Annotated in this window: 16 protein-coding genes; 7 read left to right on the top strand and 9 right to left on the bottom strand. The window is 70.4% G+C overall.

The features are described 5' to 3' along the window. Nucleotides 1-61: 61 nt before the first annotated feature. Nucleotides 62-1,471 (bottom strand): ATPase BagB, encoded by a 1,410-nt coding sequence (gene bagB, locus ACZ6ZP_RS21170; RefSeq protein ID WP_469407839.1) that lies wholly within the window; start codon nucleotides 1,469-1,471, stop codon nucleotides 62-64. Next, complete coding sequence (gene bagA, locus ACZ6ZP_RS21175; RefSeq protein WP_351166931.1) at nucleotides 1,468-2,448, bottom strand: ATPase BagA; 981 nt, start codon at nucleotides 2,446-2,448, stop codon at nucleotides 1,468-1,470. Before bagA ends, bagB begins: the two co-directional genes overlap by 4 nt. 82 nt (nucleotides 2,449-2,530) lie before the next feature. Between bagA and ACZ6ZP_RS21180 the strand changes: the two genes are divergently transcribed. The 4 genes from ACZ6ZP_RS21180 (at nucleotide 2,531) to ACZ6ZP_RS21195 (ending at nucleotide 5,106) form a co-directional block, all read left to right on the top strand. Beyond that, nucleotides 2,531-2,692 carry a DUF4177 domain-containing protein gene (locus ACZ6ZP_RS21180; RefSeq protein WP_003975360.1) on the top strand — a complete coding sequence of 54 codons (162 nt, stop codon included), beginning with the start codon at nucleotides 2,531-2,533 and terminating at the stop codon, nucleotides 2,690-2,692. Then, nucleotides 2,689-3,159 (top strand): RidA family protein, encoded by a 471-nt coding sequence (locus tag ACZ6ZP_RS21185; protein ID WP_351166929.1) that lies wholly within the window; start codon nucleotides 2,689-2,691, stop codon nucleotides 3,157-3,159. Before ACZ6ZP_RS21180 ends, ACZ6ZP_RS21185 begins: the two co-directional genes overlap by 4 nt. Before the next feature lie 161 nt (nucleotides 3,160-3,320). Then, nucleotides 3,321-4,187, top strand: coding sequence for an NUDIX hydrolase (locus ACZ6ZP_RS21190; protein ID WP_361467740.1), 867 nt, complete (start codon nucleotides 3,321-3,323; stop codon nucleotides 4,185-4,187). 88 nt (nucleotides 4,188-4,275) lie between these two features. Continuing rightward, nucleotides 4,276-5,106 carry an MBL fold metallo-hydrolase gene (locus ACZ6ZP_RS21195; protein ID WP_351166925.1) on the top strand — a complete coding sequence of 277 codons (831 nt, stop codon included), beginning with the start codon at nucleotides 4,276-4,278 and terminating at the stop codon, nucleotides 5,104-5,106. A 332-nt stretch (nucleotides 5,107-5,438) separates the two neighbouring features. Here ACZ6ZP_RS21195 and ACZ6ZP_RS21200 read toward each other — a convergent pair whose 3' ends face one another. Beyond that, nucleotides 5,439-6,113, bottom strand: coding sequence for a Crp/Fnr family transcriptional regulator (locus ACZ6ZP_RS21200; protein WP_016642758.1), 675 nt, complete (start codon nucleotides 6,111-6,113; stop codon nucleotides 5,439-5,441). Nucleotides 6,114-6,325: 212 nt separating this feature from the next. On the opposite strand from ACZ6ZP_RS21200, the gene nth reads away from it, so the two are divergent. From nth to ACZ6ZP_RS21215, 3 genes are all read left to right on the top strand, one after another. Next, complete coding sequence (gene nth, locus ACZ6ZP_RS21205) at nucleotides 6,326-7,414, top strand: endonuclease III (RefSeq protein WP_469407956.1); 1,089 nt, start codon at nucleotides 6,326-6,328, stop codon at nucleotides 7,412-7,414. A 106-nt stretch (nucleotides 7,415-7,520) separates the two neighbouring features. After that, nucleotides 7,521-8,330, top strand: coding sequence for an NUDIX hydrolase (locus ACZ6ZP_RS21210; protein ID WP_469407841.1), 810 nt, complete (start codon nucleotides 7,521-7,523; stop codon nucleotides 8,328-8,330). 49 nt (nucleotides 8,331-8,379) lie between these two features. Then, nucleotides 8,380-9,582: a MarP family serine protease gene (locus ACZ6ZP_RS21215; protein ID WP_351166919.1), complete on the top strand. Its 1,203-nt coding sequence runs from the start codon at nucleotides 8,380-8,382 to the stop codon at nucleotides 9,580-9,582. Between the two features lie 27 nt (nucleotides 9,583-9,609). Here ACZ6ZP_RS21215 and ACZ6ZP_RS21220 read toward each other — a convergent pair whose 3' ends face one another. The 6 genes from ACZ6ZP_RS21220 to ACZ6ZP_RS21245 form a co-directional block, all read right to left on the bottom strand. Further along, a complete protein-coding gene (locus tag ACZ6ZP_RS21220) occupies nucleotides 9,610-9,798 on the bottom strand; it encodes a hypothetical protein (RefSeq protein ID WP_351166917.1) in 189 nt (62 codons plus the stop codon). Nucleotides 9,799-9,981: 183 nt separating this feature from the next. Then, nucleotides 9,982-10,929, bottom strand: a complete 948-nt coding sequence (locus ACZ6ZP_RS21225; protein ID WP_351166915.1) for an alpha/beta fold hydrolase — start codon at nucleotides 10,927-10,929, stop codon at nucleotides 9,982-9,984. Continuing rightward, nucleotides 10,926-11,432 carry a phage holin family protein gene (locus ACZ6ZP_RS21230; protein WP_351166913.1) on the bottom strand — a complete coding sequence of 169 codons (507 nt, stop codon included), beginning with the start codon at nucleotides 11,430-11,432 and terminating at the stop codon, nucleotides 10,926-10,928. The genes ACZ6ZP_RS21225 and ACZ6ZP_RS21230 overlap by 4 nt, the downstream gene beginning before the upstream one ends. A 98-nt stretch (nucleotides 11,433-11,530) precedes the next feature. After that, nucleotides 11,531-12,931 carry a Na+/H+ antiporter NhaA gene (gene nhaA / locus ACZ6ZP_RS21235; protein ID WP_351166911.1) on the bottom strand — a complete coding sequence of 467 codons (1,401 nt, stop codon included), beginning with the start codon at nucleotides 12,929-12,931 and terminating at the stop codon, nucleotides 11,531-11,533. 200 nt (nucleotides 12,932-13,131) lie between these two features. Beyond that, a complete protein-coding gene (gene acs / locus ACZ6ZP_RS21240; RefSeq protein WP_351166909.1) occupies nucleotides 13,132-15,135 on the bottom strand; it encodes an acetate--CoA ligase in 2,004 nt (667 codons plus the stop codon). A gap of 49 nt (nucleotides 15,136-15,184) precedes the next feature. Beyond that, nucleotides 15,185-17,548: a bifunctional SulP family inorganic anion transporter/carbonic anhydrase gene (locus ACZ6ZP_RS21245; RefSeq protein ID WP_469407845.1), complete on the bottom strand. Its 2,364-nt coding sequence runs from the start codon at nucleotides 17,546-17,548 to the stop codon at nucleotides 15,185-15,187. Nucleotides 17,549-17,784 lie beyond the last annotated feature (236 nt).

Consider the following 17,784-nt stretch of genomic DNA (forward strand, 5'->3'; position numbering starts at 1 on the left):
TCCGCCGCGTGGCGGTGGGGGAGACCCCACCGGACGCGTGGCAGTGGGGCATTCCTGCTGCTCAGGAAGCTCCGGCCGGATCACCATCACTACCGGCCGCGAGCCGGTCCCCGATGGCCCGAAGGCCTGCCAGGTCGTGCACGTCGCCCGGCAGCGCCGTCACTTCGGCAACAGCCACCTCGGGGTGGAGCGCGGTGAACCGATCACGCGTGCGCTGTTCGCGCGCGAGCAGCTGCATTCGTTCCGCGTGCAGCCGCAGCAGACCGGCGGTCAGCTGTGCCACGGGCGGATGCGCGTCATGGAGCGACGCGTCACGGAGCGACACGTCATGGTGCGACGCGTCGTGAAGTTCGGAAGGTGCTGCGGCGGGTTCTGAGGATTCTGAGGGTTCTTCAGAAGATGCGGGGGTCTCGGAACTACCGGGGGTCTCGGGGGAGTCGCCGGGAGCCTCGTGGGAGGTACGCACTCCAACCTTCCCGTCCTCCTGATCCACAATGCGGCTCTCATCAAGATTTTCCGCGGCGGCAAGCGCCCGCTCGGCCGACAGCTGGGCGGCGCCGCTGCGGTGCACGCGGTTCAGGACGAGACCGGCCAGCGGCATGTGGTCGGCCGCCAGGCGCTCCACGAAGTACGCCGCCTCGCGCAGCGCGTCCCGCTCCGGCGACGCCACCACGAGGAACGACGTGCCCGGCGCCTGGAGCAGCCGGTACGTGGCGTCCGCGCGGGTGCGGAAGCCGCCGAACATGGTGTCCATGGCGGCCACGAACGTCTGGACGTCACGCAGCAGTTGCCCGCCGAGCAGCTTGCCGAGCGCCCCCGTCATCATCGACATCCCGGCGTTCAGGAACCTCATCCCGGCCCGGCCGCCCACCTTCGCCGGGGCCATGAGCACCCGGATCAGCTTCCCGTCCAGGAAGGAGCCGAGGCGCTTGGGCGCGTCGAGGAAGTCCAGGGCCGAGCGCGACGGCGGCGTGTCGACGACGATCAGGTCCCACTCGTCGCGGGAGCGCAGCTGCCCCAGCTTCTCCATCGCCATGTACTCCTGCGTGCCCGCGAAGCCCGCCGAAAGCGACTGGTAGAAGGGGTTGCCGAGGATCGCGCTCGCCCGCTCCTTGTCCGCGTGCGCCTCGACGATCTCGTCGAAGGTGCGCTTCATGTCGAGCATCATGGCGTGCAGCTCGCCGTCGCCGTCGACCGCCTTCACCCGGCGCGGGACGTTGTCGAGCGAGTCGATCCCCATGGACTGGGCGAGCCGGCGCGCCGGGTCGATGGTCAGGACGACGACCTTGCGGCCCCGTTCGGCGGCGCGCAGGCCGAGCGCGGCCGCCGTGGTCGTCTTGCCGACGCCTCCGGAGCCGCAGCACACCACGATGCGGGTCTTCGGGTCGTCCAGGAGGGCGTCCACGTCGAGCGTGCGGGCCGGGTCCAGGGGGCGTGTCGTGTCCGGGTCTCGTGCCGCGTCGGAGGTCATGCGATCCCTTGCTTCCGCAGTTCCGTGGCGAGTTCGTAGAGCCCCGCCAGGTCCATTCCCCCGGCCAGCAGGGGGAGTTCATGCAGAGGGAGGTCCAGCTCGCCCAGGACGGCCCGCTGGGAGCGCTCTAGGGCGTACCGCTCGGCGTACTCGGCGGCCTGCTCCAGGAGCGGGTCGACGAGCCGCTCGGCGACACCGCCGCGGCGGGCCCCGCCGAGCCCGGCGCCGGACAGGGACTTGGCGATGGCCGCCCGCGGGGTCCGGTCGAGCCCGAGCTCCAGGGCGGCCTCGTCGAGCAGCGCGGGCCGCACCATGTTCACGATGACGCGCCCCACGGGGAGCTTGGCGGCGCGCAGCTCGGTGATCCCGTCGGCGGTCTCCTGGACGGGCATCTCTTCGAGGAGCGTCACCAAGTGGACGGCTGTCTCCGGTGACTTCAGGACGCGCATCACGGCCTGCGCCTGATTGTGTATGGGCCCGATCTTGGCGAGCCCCGCGACCTCGTCGTTCACGTTCAGGAAGCGCGTGATGCGGCCGGTGGGCGGCGCGTCCATCACCACGCAGTCGTACGCGTACCGACCGTTCTTGTCCTTGCGGCGTACGGCTTCGCAGGCCTTGCCGGTCAGCAGGACGTCCCGCAGACCGGGCGCGACGGTGGTGGCGAAGTCGATGGCGCCGAGTTTCTTGAGCGCGCGACCCGCGCCCCCCAGCTTGTAGAACATCTGGAGGTAGTCGAGCAACGCCAGTTCTGGATCGATGGCGAGGGCGTACACCTCCCCGCCCCCGGGAGCGACGGCGATCTTCCGCTCCTCATACGGCAGCGCTTCGGTCTCGAAGAGCTGCGCGATGCCTTGTCTGCCCTCGACCTCCACGAGGAGGGTGCGCTTGCCCTCCGTCGCGAGGGCGAGCGCGAGTGCGGCGGCCACCGTGGTCTTGCCGGTACCGCCCTTGCCGCTGACGACCTGGAGCCTGCTCACACTTCCGAGCCTAACCAGTCGCGGTCCGGGCTAAGCAGGAGGCCACCGTGAGCAGCGCCTCACAACGGCTACAGTCGGCCATATGACCAAGTGGGAATACGCAACCGTGCCGCTGCTCGTCCACGCGACGAAGCAGATTCTGGACACCTGGGGCGAGGACGGCTGGGAGCTCGTCCAGGTCGTGCCCGGGCCGAACAACCCTGAGCAGCTCGTGGCCTACCTGAAGCGGGAGAAGCAGGCATGAGCGGGGCCGTCGAGGCCAAACTGGCCGAGCTCGGCATGACCCTGCCGGAGGTCGTGCCGCCGATCGCCGCCTACCAGCCGGCGGTCCAGTCCGGTGTGTACGTCTACACCTCGGGCCAGCTCCCGATGGTGGAGGGCAAGCTTCCGGTGACCGGCAAGGTCGGCGCCGAGGTGACCCCCGAAGAGGCCAAGGAACTGGCCCGCACGTGCGCGCTGAACGCGCTGGCCGCGGTGAAGTCCATCGCCGGTGACCTGGACCGCATCGCGCGCGTCGTGAAGGTCGTCGGCTTCGTGGCGTCGGCCCCGGACTTCACGGGCCAGCCCGCCGTGATCAACGGCACGAGCGAGCTGCTCGGCGAGGTGCTCGGCGACAAGGGCGTGCACGCCCGCAGCGCCGTGGGCGTCGCCGTCCTGCCGCTGGACGCGCCGGTCGAGGTCGAGGTCCAGGTGGAACTGACCGAGGCGTAGTCGCTGTCCGGGGGGTCCTGCTCGCGGCGCAATCGTTGTCAGGGCAGTGCGGATCTCGGCGCATCGCTGTCCGGGCAGTGCTGATCGCGGCGTGATCGCTGCCTTCTGGCACCCGATAGTTGCCTCTCGAACATCAGCCCACTAGGGGATAGCCTCCGCCCATGGCTAATGGGCAGTGGTACCCCCCGGAGTGGCCCGACCGCATCCGTGCGCTGAGCAGCGGCGAACTGACTCCCGCGACTCCGCGCCGGGCGGCCACGGTCATGCTCCTCCGGGACTCCGTGACGGGCCCCGCCGTACACATGCTGCGCAGACGCGCCTCCATGGCCTTCGCCGGAGGCGCGTACGCGTATCCGGGCGGTGGCGTGGACCCGCGCGACGACGACCACCTCGTGCGCTGGGCGGGCCCGTCCCGCGCGACGTGGGCGGAGCGCCTCGGAGTGGACGAGCCGGGCGCCCAGGCGATCGTGTGCGCCGCCGTCCGCGAGACGTACGAGGAAGCGGGCGTACTGCTCGCGGGGCCGACCCCGTCGAGCGTCGTCGGCGATACCACGGGCGACGACTGGGAGGCCGACCGCGAGGCCCTGGTGGCCCGCGACTTCTCCTTCGCGGAGTTCCTCGACCGCCGGGGCCTGGTCCTCCGTAGTGACCTCCTTGCCGCCTGGGCGCGCTGGATCACTCCGGAGTTCGAACCGAAGCGCTACGACACGTTCTTCTTCGTGGCGGCCCTCCCGGAGGGGCAGCGCACCCGCAACGCCTCCACGGAGGCCGACCGCACGGTGTGGATCGCCCCGGGGGAGGCCACGGCGGGGTACGACAAGGGCGACCTCCTGATGATGCCGCCGACCATCGCGACCCTGCGCCAACTGAGCGCCTACGGGTCGGCGGCCGACGCCCTGGCCGCGGCCCCGGAGTGCGATCTGACCCCGGTCCTGGCCCAAGCGCGCTTCGAAGCGGGCGAGTTGGTGCTGTCCTGGCCGGGCCACGACGAGTTCACCAAGCACATCCCCACGGGGGATTCCGCATGACCCCGGCCACGCCTGCCACGCCTGCCACCCCGGCCACGCCTGCCGCCAAGGCCACGCCTGCCACGAACCGGACGGGAGTCACCCCCGCATGACCGAAGCCGCCGCCCTCCCCGGCCAGCCCCGGGGCGGGGTCCTCAGCGGTCCCGCCACCGCACGCGCGGTCAACGTACTGGCCCCCAACGCGTCCGCGATGACGCTGGACGGGACCAACACGTGGATCGTGTCCGAGCCGGACTCCGGGCTCGCGGTCGTCATCGACCCGGGGCCCCTGGACGACGCACACCTCCAGCACGTCATCGCCACCGCCGAGAAGGCCGGGCAACGGGTCGCGCTGACCCTCCTCACCCACGGCCACCCGGACCACGCGGAGGGCGCGGCCCGCTTCGCCGAGCTGACCGGCACCAAGGTGCGGGCCCTGGATCCGGCGTTGCGGCTCGGCGACGAGGGCCTGGGCGCGGGTGACGTGATCACGACGGGCGGCCTGGAGCTGCGCGTGGTCCCGACGCCGGGCCACACCGCGGACTCCCTCTGCTTCCACCTCCCGGCCGATCAGGCGGTCCTGACGGGGGATACGGTCCTGGGCCGCGGTACGACGGTCGTGGCGCACCCTGACGGTCGCCTGGGGGACTATCTGGACTCCCTGCGGCGCCTGCGGTCCCTGACGGTCGACGACGGCGTACACACCGTCCTGCCGGGCCACGGCCCCGTCCTGGACGACGCCCAGGGCGCGGTCGAGTTCTACCTCGCCCACCGCGCGAACCGCCTGGCCCAGGTCGAGACGGCCGTCGAGAACGGCCACGGGGCGCCTTCGGAGGTGGTCGCCCACGTCTACGCGGACGTGGACCGCTCCTTGTGGCCGGCAGCGGAACTGTCGGTAAGGGCGCAACTGGACTACTTGCGAGAACACGGCTTGATCTAGCCGCAACCAACCACCCACGGCGCGAACCCCTGACGCGCGGGCACGACGCACCACCGGTCGACAATCCCCTGTACGCCCGGGCACGCACCCACCCGAGCCGAACCCGCCCACCGCAGTTCGCTCCACCCACCCAGGGCCCCACCCACCCAGGGGCCCCCACCCAGGGCGGCCCCCCCCACCCAGGGGACCCACCCAGAGGCCCCATCCACCCAGGGCGGCCCCCCACCCCACACCGCGGGGCAATCGGGTGGGTGGGTGGGAAAGGCTCGTGCGGAAGCACGGATGGGCCCCACCCCAAAACGAGGCGGGACCCATCCGCGTACGAAACAGCGTCAGCGAGACCGCTTGGCCAGCCGCTCCACGTCCAGCAGAATCACCGCGCGAGCCTCCAGCCGGAGCCACCCGCGCCCGGCGAAGTCCGCCAGTGCCTTGTTGACCGTCTCGCGGGAGGCGCCGACCAGCTGGGCCAGCTCTTCCTGCGTGAGGTCGTGCACGACGTGGATGCCCTCTTCGGACTGCACGCCGAAGCGGCGCGACAGGTCGAGAAGGGCGCGGGCCACACGCCCGGGCACGTCGGAGAAGACCAGATCGGACATCTGGTCGTTGGTCTTGCGCAGGCGCCGGGCTACGGCACGCAGCAGCGCCGCGGCCACCTCGGGCCGTGCGTTGAGCCACGGCTGAAGGTCGCCGTGGCCGAGGCCGAGCAGCTTGACCTCGGTGAGCGCGGAGGCGGTTGCCGTACGCGGGCCCGGGTCGAACAGCGAGAGCTCACCGATGAGCTCGCCGGGGCCGAGCACCGCGAGCATGTTCTCGCGGCCGTCGGGTGAGGTGCGGTGAAGCTTCACCTTGCCCTCGGTGACCACATAAAGGCGGTCTCCGGGGTCGCCCTCATGGAAAAGCGCATCCCCGCGCGCGAGCGTCACCTCACTCATGGAGGCGCGGAGCTCCGCGGCCTGCTCGTCATCGAGCGCCGCGAAGAGCGGGGCGCGCCGCAGAACGTCGTCCACGAGTTCTCTCCTTGTCGACCTGCATCAGGGGACCGTGCTCCCCATTTTGCCGGACGGTCCAAACAGTGTGATCAGTCACAAGTCTGCCGCACTGGCGTCCCATGCTGTGCGGGAGGGGGCCAATTGGGGGCCGATCCAAGGGGTCAAGGGCGGATGTCAGTGTCGGGCTCTAGGCTGGCCGAGTGTCCAAAAAGCCGGTGGGAGCACAGGCCATGGGGACTGGGAAGGTTACAGGTCGCCCGGATTCCGCTGTGGGCGAACAGGCTTCCACTGATCCAGAGAATGCGACAAAAGGGACAAGGGTGCCACCGGTGAGCAAGCGTTCGGAGCAGAATCAGGCCACCGCCGGCGCGGCGAAACCCACCCCGGCCAAGAGGGCCTCCGCGGCCAAGAAGGCCACCCCGGCCAAGAAGGCCACCCCGGCGAAGAAGACCGCGGCAGCAAAAAAGACCGCCCCGGCCACCAAGGCCACCAAAGTCACCAAGGTCACCAAGGCGACCAAGGCGACCAAGGCCACCCAAGCCCCCAAAGCCAAGCCCGAGTCCCACACCGCCCTCGTCCGGCGGGCCCGCCGCATCAACCGCGAGCTCGCGGAGGTGTACTCGTACGCCCACCCCGAGTTGGACTTCGAGAACCCCTTCGAGCTGCTCGTCGCCACGGTCCTCTCCGCGCAGACCACCGACCTGCGGGTGAATCAGACGACCCCGCGCCTCTTCGCCGCGTACCCGACCCCGGAGGACCTCGCCGCCGCCAACCCCGAAGAGGTCGAGGAGTTGATCCGGCCGACCGGGTTCTTCCGGGCGAAGACGAAGTCGATCATGGGGCTCGCCACCGCCCTGCGGGACAACCACGGCGGCGAGGTCCCCGGCCGCATAGAAGACCTGGTCAAACTGCCCGGCGTAGGCCGCAAGACGGCGTTCGTCGTGCTCGGGAACGCCTTCGGTGTCCCGGGAATCACCGTGGACACCCACTTCGGGCGGCTCGTCCGTCGCTGGAAGTGGACCGAGGAGACCGACCCGGTGAAGGTCGAGGCCGCCATCGCCGAGCTCTTCCCGAAGAGCGAGTGGACGATGCTCTCGCACCGTGTGATCTTCCACGGCCGCCGCATCTGCCACTCCCGCAAGCCCGCCTGCGGCGCCTGCCCGATCGCCGACCTCTGCCCGTCGTACGGAGAGGGCGAGACCGACCCGGAGAAGGCGAAGAAGCTCCTGAAGTACGAGATGGGCGGCCTGCCGGGCCAGCGCCTGAAGCCCCCGCCGGACTACCCGGGAAAGCCCGCGCCCCCGCTGGGCGCGGCATGAGCGAGGAACCAACCGAGGGTCCGCAGGCGTTGTCCACAGTTGGACGGGGGTGCCGATGACGCACGCGAGCGACACGAGCGAGACAACCGACACGAGCGATACGCACATGAGCGATGGCAACGGCTTCCAGGAGCCCGACCGTGGGAGCGGCGCCCAGGAGCCAGGCGGTACAGGCAGCCTCAGCGGCACTGGCAGCCTCAGCGGCACTGGCGGCCTTGGCGGCCAAGACAGCCCCAACGGCCGCGTGCGACATGTGCCCCTCAGCACCGAGGGCCTCCCCGCCTGGCTGGACCCCGTCGCCCGCGCCGCGCTCACCATCCGGCCGACCCAGCTCAGCCGCTTCCTGCCCCCGGAGAGCGGCGCCGGACGCCAGTCCGCCGTACTGATCCTCTTCGGAGAGGGCGCCCGCGGCCCCGAGCTGCTCCTGATGGAGCGCTCCGGGAACCTCCGCTCGCACGCCGGACAGCCCTCCTTCCCCGGCGGCTCCCTCGACCCCGAGGACGGCGATCCGCTTGCCGAAGGCCCCCTGCGCGCCGCCCTGCGCGAGGCCGAGGAGGAGACCGGGCTCGACCCCCGGGGCGTCCAGCTCTTCGGCGTGCTGCCCAAGCTCTTCATCCCGGTGAGCGACTTCGTGGTGACCCCGGTGCTCGGCTGGTGGCGCACGCCCACCCCCGTCGGCGTCGTCGATCCGGCCGAGACGGCCCGGGTCTTCACCGTCCCCGTGTCGGATCTCACGGATCCGGGCAACCGCGCGACGACGATCCACCCGAGCGGCCACCAAGGCCCGGCCTTCCTCGTCGAATCCGCTCTGGTCTGGGGTTTTACGGCTGGAGTGATCGACAGAATCCTGCACTTCGCAGGCTGGGAGCGCCCCTGGGACCGCACCAAGCAGGTGCCGCTCGACTGGCGCGCATGACAAGGTTGCGTGGACGTGGCGACCGCGATGCGAGGCGAGGATTGAATCGGTGAACGTGCTGGACATCCTTCTGGTGGTCGCCGCCGTATGGTTCGCGGTCGTCGGTTACCGCCAGGGATTCGTCGTCGGCATCCTGTCGGTGATCGGTTTCCTGGGCGGCGGACTCGTCGCGGTGTACCTCCTGCCCGTCATCTGGGGCGCCCTGACGGACGACGAGGGAGCGGTGAGCACGACGGCCGCCGTCGTCGCCGTGGTCATCGTGATCGTCTGTGCCTCCATCGGCCAGGCCTTCACCACCCACCTGGGCAACAAGCTCCGGCGGTACATCACTTGGCAGCCCGCCCGCGCCCTGGACGCCACGGGCGGCGCGCTGGTGAACGTGGTGGCGATGCTCCTCGTCGCCTGGCTGATCGGCTCGGCCCTCGCGGGTACGACGCTGCCGACGGTCGGCAAGGAAGTACGCAACTCCAAGATCCTGCTCGGCGTCTCGCGCACGCTGCCCAACCAGGCCGACACGTGGTTCGCCGACTTCTCGTCGGTCCTCGCGCGCAACGGCTTCCCGCAGGTCTTCAGCCCGTTCTCGAACGAGCCCATCACCGAGGTCCAGGCCCCCGACCCCAAGCTCGCCAAGAGCGCGGTCGCCACGAAGGCCAGGCGCTCCATCGTGAAGGTGCAGGGCGAGGCCCGCGGCTGCGGCAAGGTCCTCGAAGGCACCGGCTTCGTCTTCTCCGAGCGCCGCGTGATGACCAACGCGCACGTGGTCGGCGGCGTGGACGAGCCGACGGTGCAGATAGGCGGAGACGGCCGGACGTACGACGCGAAGGTCGTGCTCTACGACTGGGAGCGCGACATCGCCGTACTGGACGTGCCGACCCTGGACGCGCCCGCGCTGCAGTTCACGTCGAAGGACGCGGTCAGCGGTGACAACGCGATCGTCGCCGGCTTCCCGGAGAACGGTCCGTACGACGTCCGCCCCGCGCGCGTGCGCGGTCGCATCACGGCCAACGGCCCGGACATCTACCACCGGGGCACCGTGCGCCGCGATGTGTACTCGCTCTACGCGACCGTCCGTCAGGGCAACTCCGGCGGCCCGCTGCTGACGCCCGATGGCAAGGTCTACGGCGTGGTCTTCGCGAAGTCCCTGGACGACCCGGACACCGGCTACGCACTCACCGCCGACGAGGTCCGCAAGGACATCGAGGCAGGCCGCACCGCCAACCAAGAGGTCGACAGCGAGGGCTGCGCGCTGTAGCCGGTGCGCAGTCGGGGAGCAGGCGGATCAGTCGCGCGTGTGCCTCAGCCGCGCCGAGACCCAGCGGGCCCTGCGGCGCAGGATGTGGGGAATGCCGATGTCTTGAGCAGGGCCGTCATGGCCCGGATCGTGCGGAGCGCCCCTCTCACGGCTGTTCAGCGCTGTGGCCGAGCGGCGGTTGCGTGCTGCGTCACTGTAGTCGTGCGTCCAGCCCATACCCCGACGTGTGCCCGTGCCCCAAGGTCGGTAATCGCGCCCACGGGCCCCAATTGGCCTATGCGGGAGGCAATTGGCCGTTCGAAGGACAGGTGTTCGCCTGACCCCTGGGGCGGGTGTTCCCCTGACTCCAGGGGCGGGTGGTACGCCGACCCGGATCAGGGAATCGGGGCCTCGCGCGGCCTACCGGTCGGGCTCGGGATCCTTCAGCCAGTTCACCAGCTCGGTCGAGAAGGCGACGGGGTCCTCCTCGTGCGGGAAGTGCCCGAGACCGTCGAACAGCCGCCAGCGGTACGGCGCTTCGACGTACTCACCGGAGCCGGCCGCGCTGCGCGTACGCATCACCGGGTCCAGGGAGCCGTGCAGATGCAGCGTGGGGACCCGCACGGGGCGCTTCATGCGCCGGTTGAACTGGATGCCGTCCGGACGGGCCATCGACCGCACCATCCAGCGGTACGGCTCGATCGCGCAGTGCGCCGTCGACGGGATCGTCATGGCACGGCGGTAGGCCTCCACCGACTCGTCGTCCGGAAGCCGCGGCCCCGACCAGTCCCGCACCAGACGCCCCACCAGAGCGGCGTCGTCCGCGACGAGTTGACGCTCCGGCAGCCACGGCCGCTGGAAACCCCACACGTACGAGCTCGCGGCGGTCTGCTTGCGGTCCGACAGCATCGCCGAGCGCCAGCGCCGCGGATGCGGCATCGAGGAGACCGCGAGGCGGCGCACCAGCTTGGGCCGCATCACGGCCGCCGTCCACGCGAGGTACCCGCCCAGGTCGTGCCCGACGAGCGCGGCGTCCGGCTCGCCCAGCGACCGCACGACGCCCGTGATGTCCAGCGCGAGGTTCGCCGGGTCGTAACCGCGGGGCGTACGGTCGCTGCCGCCCACGCCCCGCAGATCCATCGCGACCGCACGGAACCCCGCGTCGGCGAGCGCCACCATCTGATGCCGCCACGTCCACCAGAACTGCGGAAAACCGTGCAGGAGCAGCACGAGCGGCCCGTCGCCCATCTCGGCGATGTGGAAGCGGGCGCCGTTGGCGGCGACGTCCCGGTGGGTCCACGGTCCTTCGATGCGTACGAGTGACGTCGGTTGGGCCGGATGGGGGGCGGGCGTGGCAGGGTCCGTCATGAAGACGAGCGTGCCACAGGCGCAGCCTTCTCACTTACACGGTCGAGGGTGGCCCCGGTGGCGGGCGCGGGGCTCACCGAACGGGGGTGCGGCTTGACGTTCTGGAGTACGGCAGCCGTCTGCTTGGCCGAAGCGGCGGCCTTCTGCGGCCCCTTGCCCTTCTTGGCCTTCTTCGCGAAGACGACGCCGATCAGCGCGAGCACCCCGGCGACCAGCACGTTCGCCGCGAAGGAGAGCACGAAGCAGATGGCCATGTTCCAGCCGCTCCAGGTGCGGATGCCGTAGGCCAGGGCGAAGCTCAGCATCGGCAGCGAGAAGATCAGCACCGCCCCCGCCGCGGCGAACGCGCCACCGCCGACCGCACCCCGCTTGACGTCCTGCCGCAGCTGGGCCTTGGCCAGCGCGATCTCGTCGTGCACCAGCGCGGACATCTCGCTGGTCGCCGTGGAGACCAGCTGGCCGAGGCTGCGTTCGGTGCCGACGGGCCCGTCGGGTGTGCTCATCGCTTCTCCCCTTCTCCGTAATTCTGCGTAAGCGTGCTCACATACGTCTGTTCAGATACGACCGCCCAGTTCAGTCTGCGCAGTCAAGTCTGCTCAGATCATGCCGGACCGTCGTCATCGGCGCGTGCCCCGGCCGACACTTCGGCAAGCCTGCGGTGCTCGGCCGCCTTCTTTTCGTAGATCTCCGCCATCCGCAGGTGGTACTCCGGCTTGTCCTGTTCGTACACGTCGGGGATGCCGTCGAGGTCGTCGTCGCGCTCCTCGGCGTCGTACAGCGCGCGGTAGCGGGCATTGCGCACCTTGAGCAGGATCCCGGAGAGTACCGCCGCGATGAGAGAGCCCATCAGGACGGCTGCCTTGATCTCGTCGGTCAGCAGCGGGTTCTCGGTGAAGGCGAGTTCGCCGATCAGGAGCGAGACGGTGAAGCCGATGCCGGCGAGCGAGGCGACCGCGAACACGTCGGGCCAGGCGAGCTCGTCGTTGAGCTCGGCCCTGGTGAACCGTGCCGCAAGCCAGGTGCCGCCGAAGATGCCGACCGCCTTGCCGACCACGAGACCGAGCACCACACCGAGCGTCTCCGGCTGGCTGAACACGTCCCCGAGCGCGCCGCCCGACACCGCGACACCGGCGCTGAACAGGGCGAACAGCGGAACCGCGAGGCCCGCGGAGAGAGGCCGCACCAGGTGCTCGATGTGCTCGCCCGGCGAGTGCTCCTCGTCCTCGCGGCGGCTGCAGCGCAGCATCAGGCCCATCGCGACACCGGCGATCGTGGCGTGGATGCCGCTGTTGTACATCAGGCCCCAGATGACCAGGGCCAGCGGAACGTAGATGTACCAGCCGCGTACACCCTTGCGGAGCAACAGCCAGAAGACCGCGAGGCCAAGGACCGCGCCGCCGAGCGCCGCGAAGTTCAGGTCGCTGGTGAAGAAGACCGCGATGATCAGGATCGCGAAGAGGTCGTCGACGACGGCCAGGGTGAGCAGGAAGGCGCGCAGCGCGGACGGCAGCGAGGTGCCGATGACCGCGAGGACGGCGAGCGCGAAGGCGATGTCGGTGGCGGTCGGCACCGCCCAGCCGTCCAGGGAACCGCCGCCGACGGTGTTGACCACGACGTACACGAGAGCGGGTACGGCCATGCCGCAGAGCGCGGCGACGACGGGCAGCGCGGCGGCCTTGGGGTCGCGCAGATCGCCCGCGACGAGCTCACGCTTGAGTTCGATGCCGGCGACGAAGAAGAAGACCGCGAGCAGTCCGTCGGCCGCCCAGTGCTGGATGGAGAGGTCGAGGCCCAGCGAGCTCGGTCCCAGGTGGAAGCCGCTCACGGATTCGTACGACCCGCCGGCGGTGTTCGCCCAGATCAGTGCGGTGACGGCGGCGACGAGGAGGAGGACACCGCCGACGGTCTCGGTGCGCAGCGCGTTCGCGACGAAATTCCGCTCGGGCAGCGAGAGCCGTCCGAGAACCTTGCGGTTGTTGTTGCTGGGTGCGGGCGCGGCCACGGGGGTCGACCTCCGGTCGGTAGGCAGGACAAATCACTTGCCGACCAGACTTCCCGGCGCACCTAGGTTCTTCTTGTCGCGATGTTGACGCGATCCTTAGCGTACCTAACGTGCGAACGGACCTATCCGGTGATCGTCACTTTATGCGCAAGAGGGGCACCCGGCACGGTGCCGGATGCCCCTCTATGGCTCGCGTCCGACTAGTCCTCGCTGGGCGCGGCCGGCAGCTTCGTCTGGATGAGATCCATGACCGAGGAGTCCGTCAGCGTGGTGACGTCACCCAGCTCGCGGTTCTCGGCGACGTCACGCAGCAGTCGCCGCATGATCTTCCCGGAGCGGGTCTTCGGCAGCTCGGCCACCGGAAGGATGCGCTTGGGCTTGGCGATCGGTCCCAGCGTCGTGCCCACGTGATTGCGCAGGTCCGCCACGAGACCCTCGTCGTCGGCGTTCGCCGTGCCCCGCAGGATCACGAACGCGACGATGGCCTGCCCGGTGGTCTCGTCCGCCGCGCCCACGACCGCCGCCTCGGCGACCGACGGGTGCGAGACGAGCGCCGACTCGACCTCGGTGGTGGAGATGTTGTGCCCGGACACGAGCATCACGTCGTCCACGCGGCCGAGCAGCCAGATGTCGCCGTCCTCGTCCTTCTTGGCGCCGTCACCGGCGAAGTACTTGCCTTCGAAGCGCGACCAGTAGGTGTCGAGGAAGCGCTGGTCGTCGCCCCAGATGGTGCGCAGCATCGAGGGCCACGGCTCGGTCAGGACGAGGTAGCCGCCCCCGCCGTCCGGCACTTCGCGCGCCTCGTCGTCGACGACGGTCGCGGAGATGCCCGGCAGTGCGCGCTGGGCGCTGCCCGGCTTGGTCTCGGTCACGCCCGGCAGCGGCGAGATCATCATCGCGCCGGTCTCGGTCTGCCACCAGGTGTCCACGATGGGGCACTTGTCGGCGCCGATGTTCTTGCGGTACCACATCCAGGCCTCGGGGTTGATCGGCTCACCGACCGAACCGAGGACCCGCAGGCTGCTGAGGTCGAACTTCGCGGGGATGTCGTCGCCCCACTTCATGAACGTACGAATGGCGGTCGGCGCCGTGTAGAGGATGGTCACGCCGTACTTCTGGACGATCTCCCAGAAGCGCCCCTGGTGCGGGGTGTCGGGCGTGCCCTCGTACATGACCTGCGTCGCGCCGTTCGCCAGCGGGCCGTACGTGATGTACGAGTGCCCGGTGACCCAGCCGATGTCGGCCGTGCACCAGTAGACGTCGGTCTCCGGCTTGAGGTCGAAGACGGCGTGGTGGGTGTAGGCGGCCTGCGTGAGGTAGCCGCCGGAGGTGTGCAGGATGCCCTTCGGCTTACCCGTCGTGCCCGACGTGTAGAGGATGAAGAGCGGGTTCTCCGCGTCGAAGGCCTCCGGCGTGTGCTCGGCGGACTGGCGCTCGGTGAGCTCGTGCCACCACACGTCGCGGCCCTCGGTCCACGCCACGTCCTGGCCCGTGCGGCGCACGACGAGGACGTGCTCGACGGAGCTTCCCTCGCGCGAGACGGCGTCGTCGACCGCGGGCTTCAGGGCGGCGGGCTTGCCCCTGCGGTAGCCGCCGTCGGAGGTGATGACGACCTTGGCGTCGGCGTCCTTCACGCGGGTGGCGATGGCGTCGGCGGAGAAGCCGCCGAAGACCACGGAGTGCGCGGCGCCGATGCGGGCACAGGCCAGCATCGACACGACGGCCTCGGGGATCATCGGCAGGTAGACGGCGACGCGGTCGCCCTGGCGGACTCCCAGCTCGGTCAGCGCGTTGGCCGCCCGGCTGACCTCGTCCTTGAGCTCGGCATAGGTGATGGCCCGGCTGTCGCCGGGCTCACCCTCGAAGTGGATCGCCACGCGGTCGCCGTTCCCGGCCTCCACGTGGCGGTCCACGCAGTTGTAGGCGACGTTGAGCTTGCCGTCGGCGAACCACTTCGCGAACGGCGGGTTCGACCAGTCGAGCGTCTCGGTCGGTTCGGTGGACCAGGTCAGCCGGCGGGCCTGCTCGGCCCAGAAGCCGAGCCGGTCAGCCTTGGCCTGTTCATACGCCTCCGCGGTGACGTTGGCGTTGGCCGCCAGGTCGGCCGGCGGCGCGAACCTTCGCTCTTCTTTAAGAAGGTTGGCCAGGCTTTCGTTGCTCACGACATCTCCCATTCCCAGGGTGTCCGTTGTGTCCAAAGCCACAGCTCATCAGACGTATACCCCTGGTGACAAGAGCCTGCCGAAAATTGGTTTAGACCTTTACTCGACTGGGTGGCTCCTCGCGCGGTGATCCTTCGTGCGGTGACGGTGTGACCTGGTCGAACACGTCGTCCGGACTCTCGGTCAGCAGATACGCCTGCGCCTCGCCGACATGGAAGTACATGCCGTGCAGTTCCAGCGCGCCCTCGGCCATCCGCCGCGCCACGGCCTCGTGGCCGCGCAGGTGCTCCAACTGCTGGACCACATTGGTCAGGCAGAGCTGCTCGACCGCGTCGGCGGGCGCCCGCCCGGCGAGCCGCGCCCACCCCTCCTTCTGGTGCGCCGCCATCCGATCGAGGCTCGGCATCCCGTGCCGCAGCCAGCGCTTCAGGGGCGTCTGGGCGCCCCCGGGCGGCGTGGTGAGCAGCGCCTGCATCGCCCCGCACCCGGAGTGCCCGCAGACGGTGATGGACCGCACCTTCAGTACGTCCACCGCGTACTCGATCGCGGCGGCCACCGAGTCGTCCCCGCTCTCGGCGCCCGGCAGCGGCACCAGATTGCCGACATTGCGTACGACGAAGAGGTCGCCGGGGCCGCTCGACGTGATCATCGAGGTGACGAGCCGGGAGTCGGCGCAGGTCAGGAAGAGCTGCGAGGGCTGCTGCCCCTCACGCGCGAGACGGGCCAGCTCGCCCCGCACGTGCGGCGCGGTGTTGCGCTGGAACGCGCTGATGCCGCTGGCCAGTTGATGCCCGCTGGGCCGGCTCTCGCCCTGCGGGGCCTCCTGGGGGCGGTCGCAGTGGTGGTTGCGCCAGGCCGTCCAGGGACGGCAGCAGGAATGTGACGCGCTCGCGGGCTCGGCGATCCGTGTCCCCGCGCGCCCGGTCACCTCTACGGTGCCGCCCTGCGCGGTGTGCGCGTCCTGCCAGCACTGCAGCGCTTCGTACGCCGCGTGGTCCATGAACGACCCGTCCAACTCGACGATGATGGCGGCCCCTTGGGGGGCGAGGTGCAGCGCCCGGCTCAGGCGCGGCACGGCGAGGAAGGTCAACTGGCCACGCACGCGCACGTGGTGGACCCCGTCCTCCTCGATGTGGGTGATACGGGTGCGGGCGAGGCGGTGCAGCGCGACGGCCACGGCGACGGCGACGCCGAGGGCCACACCTTCGAGCACACCGAGGAAGACGACGCCGAGCGTCGTGGTCGTGTACACGAGGATCTCGCGGTGGCGGGTGATGGTGCGGATGTGGTTCAGGCTCACCATCTGGATGCCGACCGCCATCACCAGGGCGGCGAGCGCGGCGAGCGGGATCAGCTCGAGCAGGGGGACCATCAGTAGGGCGGCTACTACTACCCAAACGCCGTGCAGCATCGTGGAGTTCCGGCTGACGGCACCGGCCCGCACATTGGCCACGCTGCGCACCGCGACCCCCGCGACGGGGAGCCCGCCGAGCGCCCCGGAGACGGCGTTGGCCGCGCCCTGGCCCAGCAGCTCGCGGTTCAGGTCGGAGCGGCCGCCGCCGGTGAGCGGATCGCGCCGCCCGGAGGCGAGCTTGTCCACGGCGACGGCGCCGAGCAGCGACTGGACGCTGCAGACGAGCGTGACCGTCAGGACGGCGGCGACGAGCCCGAGCACGGGTCCTTCGGGCAGGCCCACCAGCGCGTGACTGCGCCACGACGGCAGGTCGACCTTGGCCACGCTCATCCCGGCGAGCGCGGCGACGGCCGTGGCCACGGCCACGGAGACGAGGGGGGCGGGCACGACGCGGGCGGCCTTCCCGGCGCGGCCGGGAATCCGCGGCCAGAGCAGCAGCAGCGCCAGGGTCAGCACGCTGATCGCCAGCGCGGCGGGATGGACGTCGGCCAACTGGGCGGGCAGCGCCCGGAGGTTGTCGAGCACGGCGCTCTGCGGGGTGCCGCCGAGCACGATGTGCAGCTGGGCCACGGCGATGGCGACGCCGATGCCGGCCAGCATGCCGTGCACGACGGCCGGGCTGACGGCGAGCGCGGAGCGGGCCACGCGCAGGCAGCCGAGGCCGAGTTGGGAGATCCCGGCGAGGACGGTGATGGCGCAGGTGGTCCGCCAGCCGTACTGGTGGATGAGGTCGGCGGTGACGACCGTGAGCCCCGCGGCGGGGCCGCTGACCTGTAGCGGCGAGCCCCCGAGCCATCCGGCGACCAGACCGCCGACGGCGGCGGCGACGAGGCCCGCCTGGAGCGGTGCCCCGGTGGCGAGCGCGATGCCGAGGGACAGCGGCAGGGCGATCAGGAAGACGGCGATCGACGCGGATACGTCGGCGCCGGCGATGCGGAATCTACGGAACTTGCGGAACTTGCCGGGCGGCGGCCCGTGGGGCTCGTGCGCGCGTGAGGCGTGGTCCGAGTCGGTGGCATGGGTGGGGACGCAGGCAGACATGGTTTCCCGTCTCCTCCGGGGCAGCGCGGTCGCGGGACAAGGGGTCCTCCGGTGGTCTCCGGAGGGCGGGTCGCGGCCGTGGGTCACGGCGTTGCAGCGGCGGGATATCTCAACTCTCGGTAAACGAATCGTAATGGAGAGTAAAGGCATTGGATAGACAAGCGGGGCAAATGGGGCACTAGATCACCCTCAAGGGTGAATAAGGCTATTCATCGGCTTGTCGGAACCTCTGATTC

The organism is Streptomyces sp. NPDC054047 (genome assembly GCF_055585065.1).

Bases quoted from the DNA above. Each gene is read 5' to 3' on its own strand.
- ACZ6ZP_RS21220 (WP_351166917.1), bottom strand. From the start codon at position 9,798: ATGGGCTGGACGCACGACTACAGTGACGCAGCACGCAACCGCCGCTCG.
- ACZ6ZP_RS21225 (WP_351166915.1), bottom strand. From the start codon at position 10,929: ATGACGGACCCTGCCACGCCCGCCCCCCATCCGGCCCAACCGACGTCA.
- ACZ6ZP_RS21190 (WP_361467740.1), top strand. From the start codon at position 3,321: ATGGCTAATGGGCAGTGGTACCCCCCGGAGTGGCCCGACCGCATCCGT.
- ACZ6ZP_RS21195 (WP_351166925.1), top strand. From the start codon at position 4,276: ATGACCGAAGCCGCCGCCCTCCCCGGCCAGCCCCGGGGCGGGGTCCTC.
- nth (WP_469407956.1), top strand. From the start codon at position 6,326: ATGGGGACTGGGAAGGTTACAGGTCGCCCGGATTCCGCTGTGGGCGAA.
- ACZ6ZP_RS21245 (WP_469407845.1), bottom strand. From the start codon at position 17,548: ATGTCTGCCTGCGTCCCCACCCATGCCACCGACTCGGACCACGCCTCA.
- ACZ6ZP_RS21210 (WP_469407841.1), top strand. From the start codon at position 7,521: ATGAGCGATGGCAACGGCTTCCAGGAGCCCGACCGTGGGAGCGGCGCC.
- ACZ6ZP_RS21185 (WP_351166929.1), top strand. From the start codon at position 2,689: ATGAGCGGGGCCGTCGAGGCCAAACTGGCCGAGCTCGGCATGACCCTG.
- bagB (WP_469407839.1), bottom strand. From the start codon at position 1,471: ATGACCTCCGACGCGGCACGAGACCCGGACACGACACGCCCCCTGGAC.
- ACZ6ZP_RS21180 (WP_003975360.1), top strand. From the start codon at position 2,531: ATGACCAAGTGGGAATACGCAACCGTGCCGCTGCTCGTCCACGCGACG.
- ACZ6ZP_RS21230 (WP_351166913.1), bottom strand. From the start codon at position 11,432: ATGAGCACACCCGACGGGCCCGTCGGCACCGAACGCAGCCTCGGCCAG.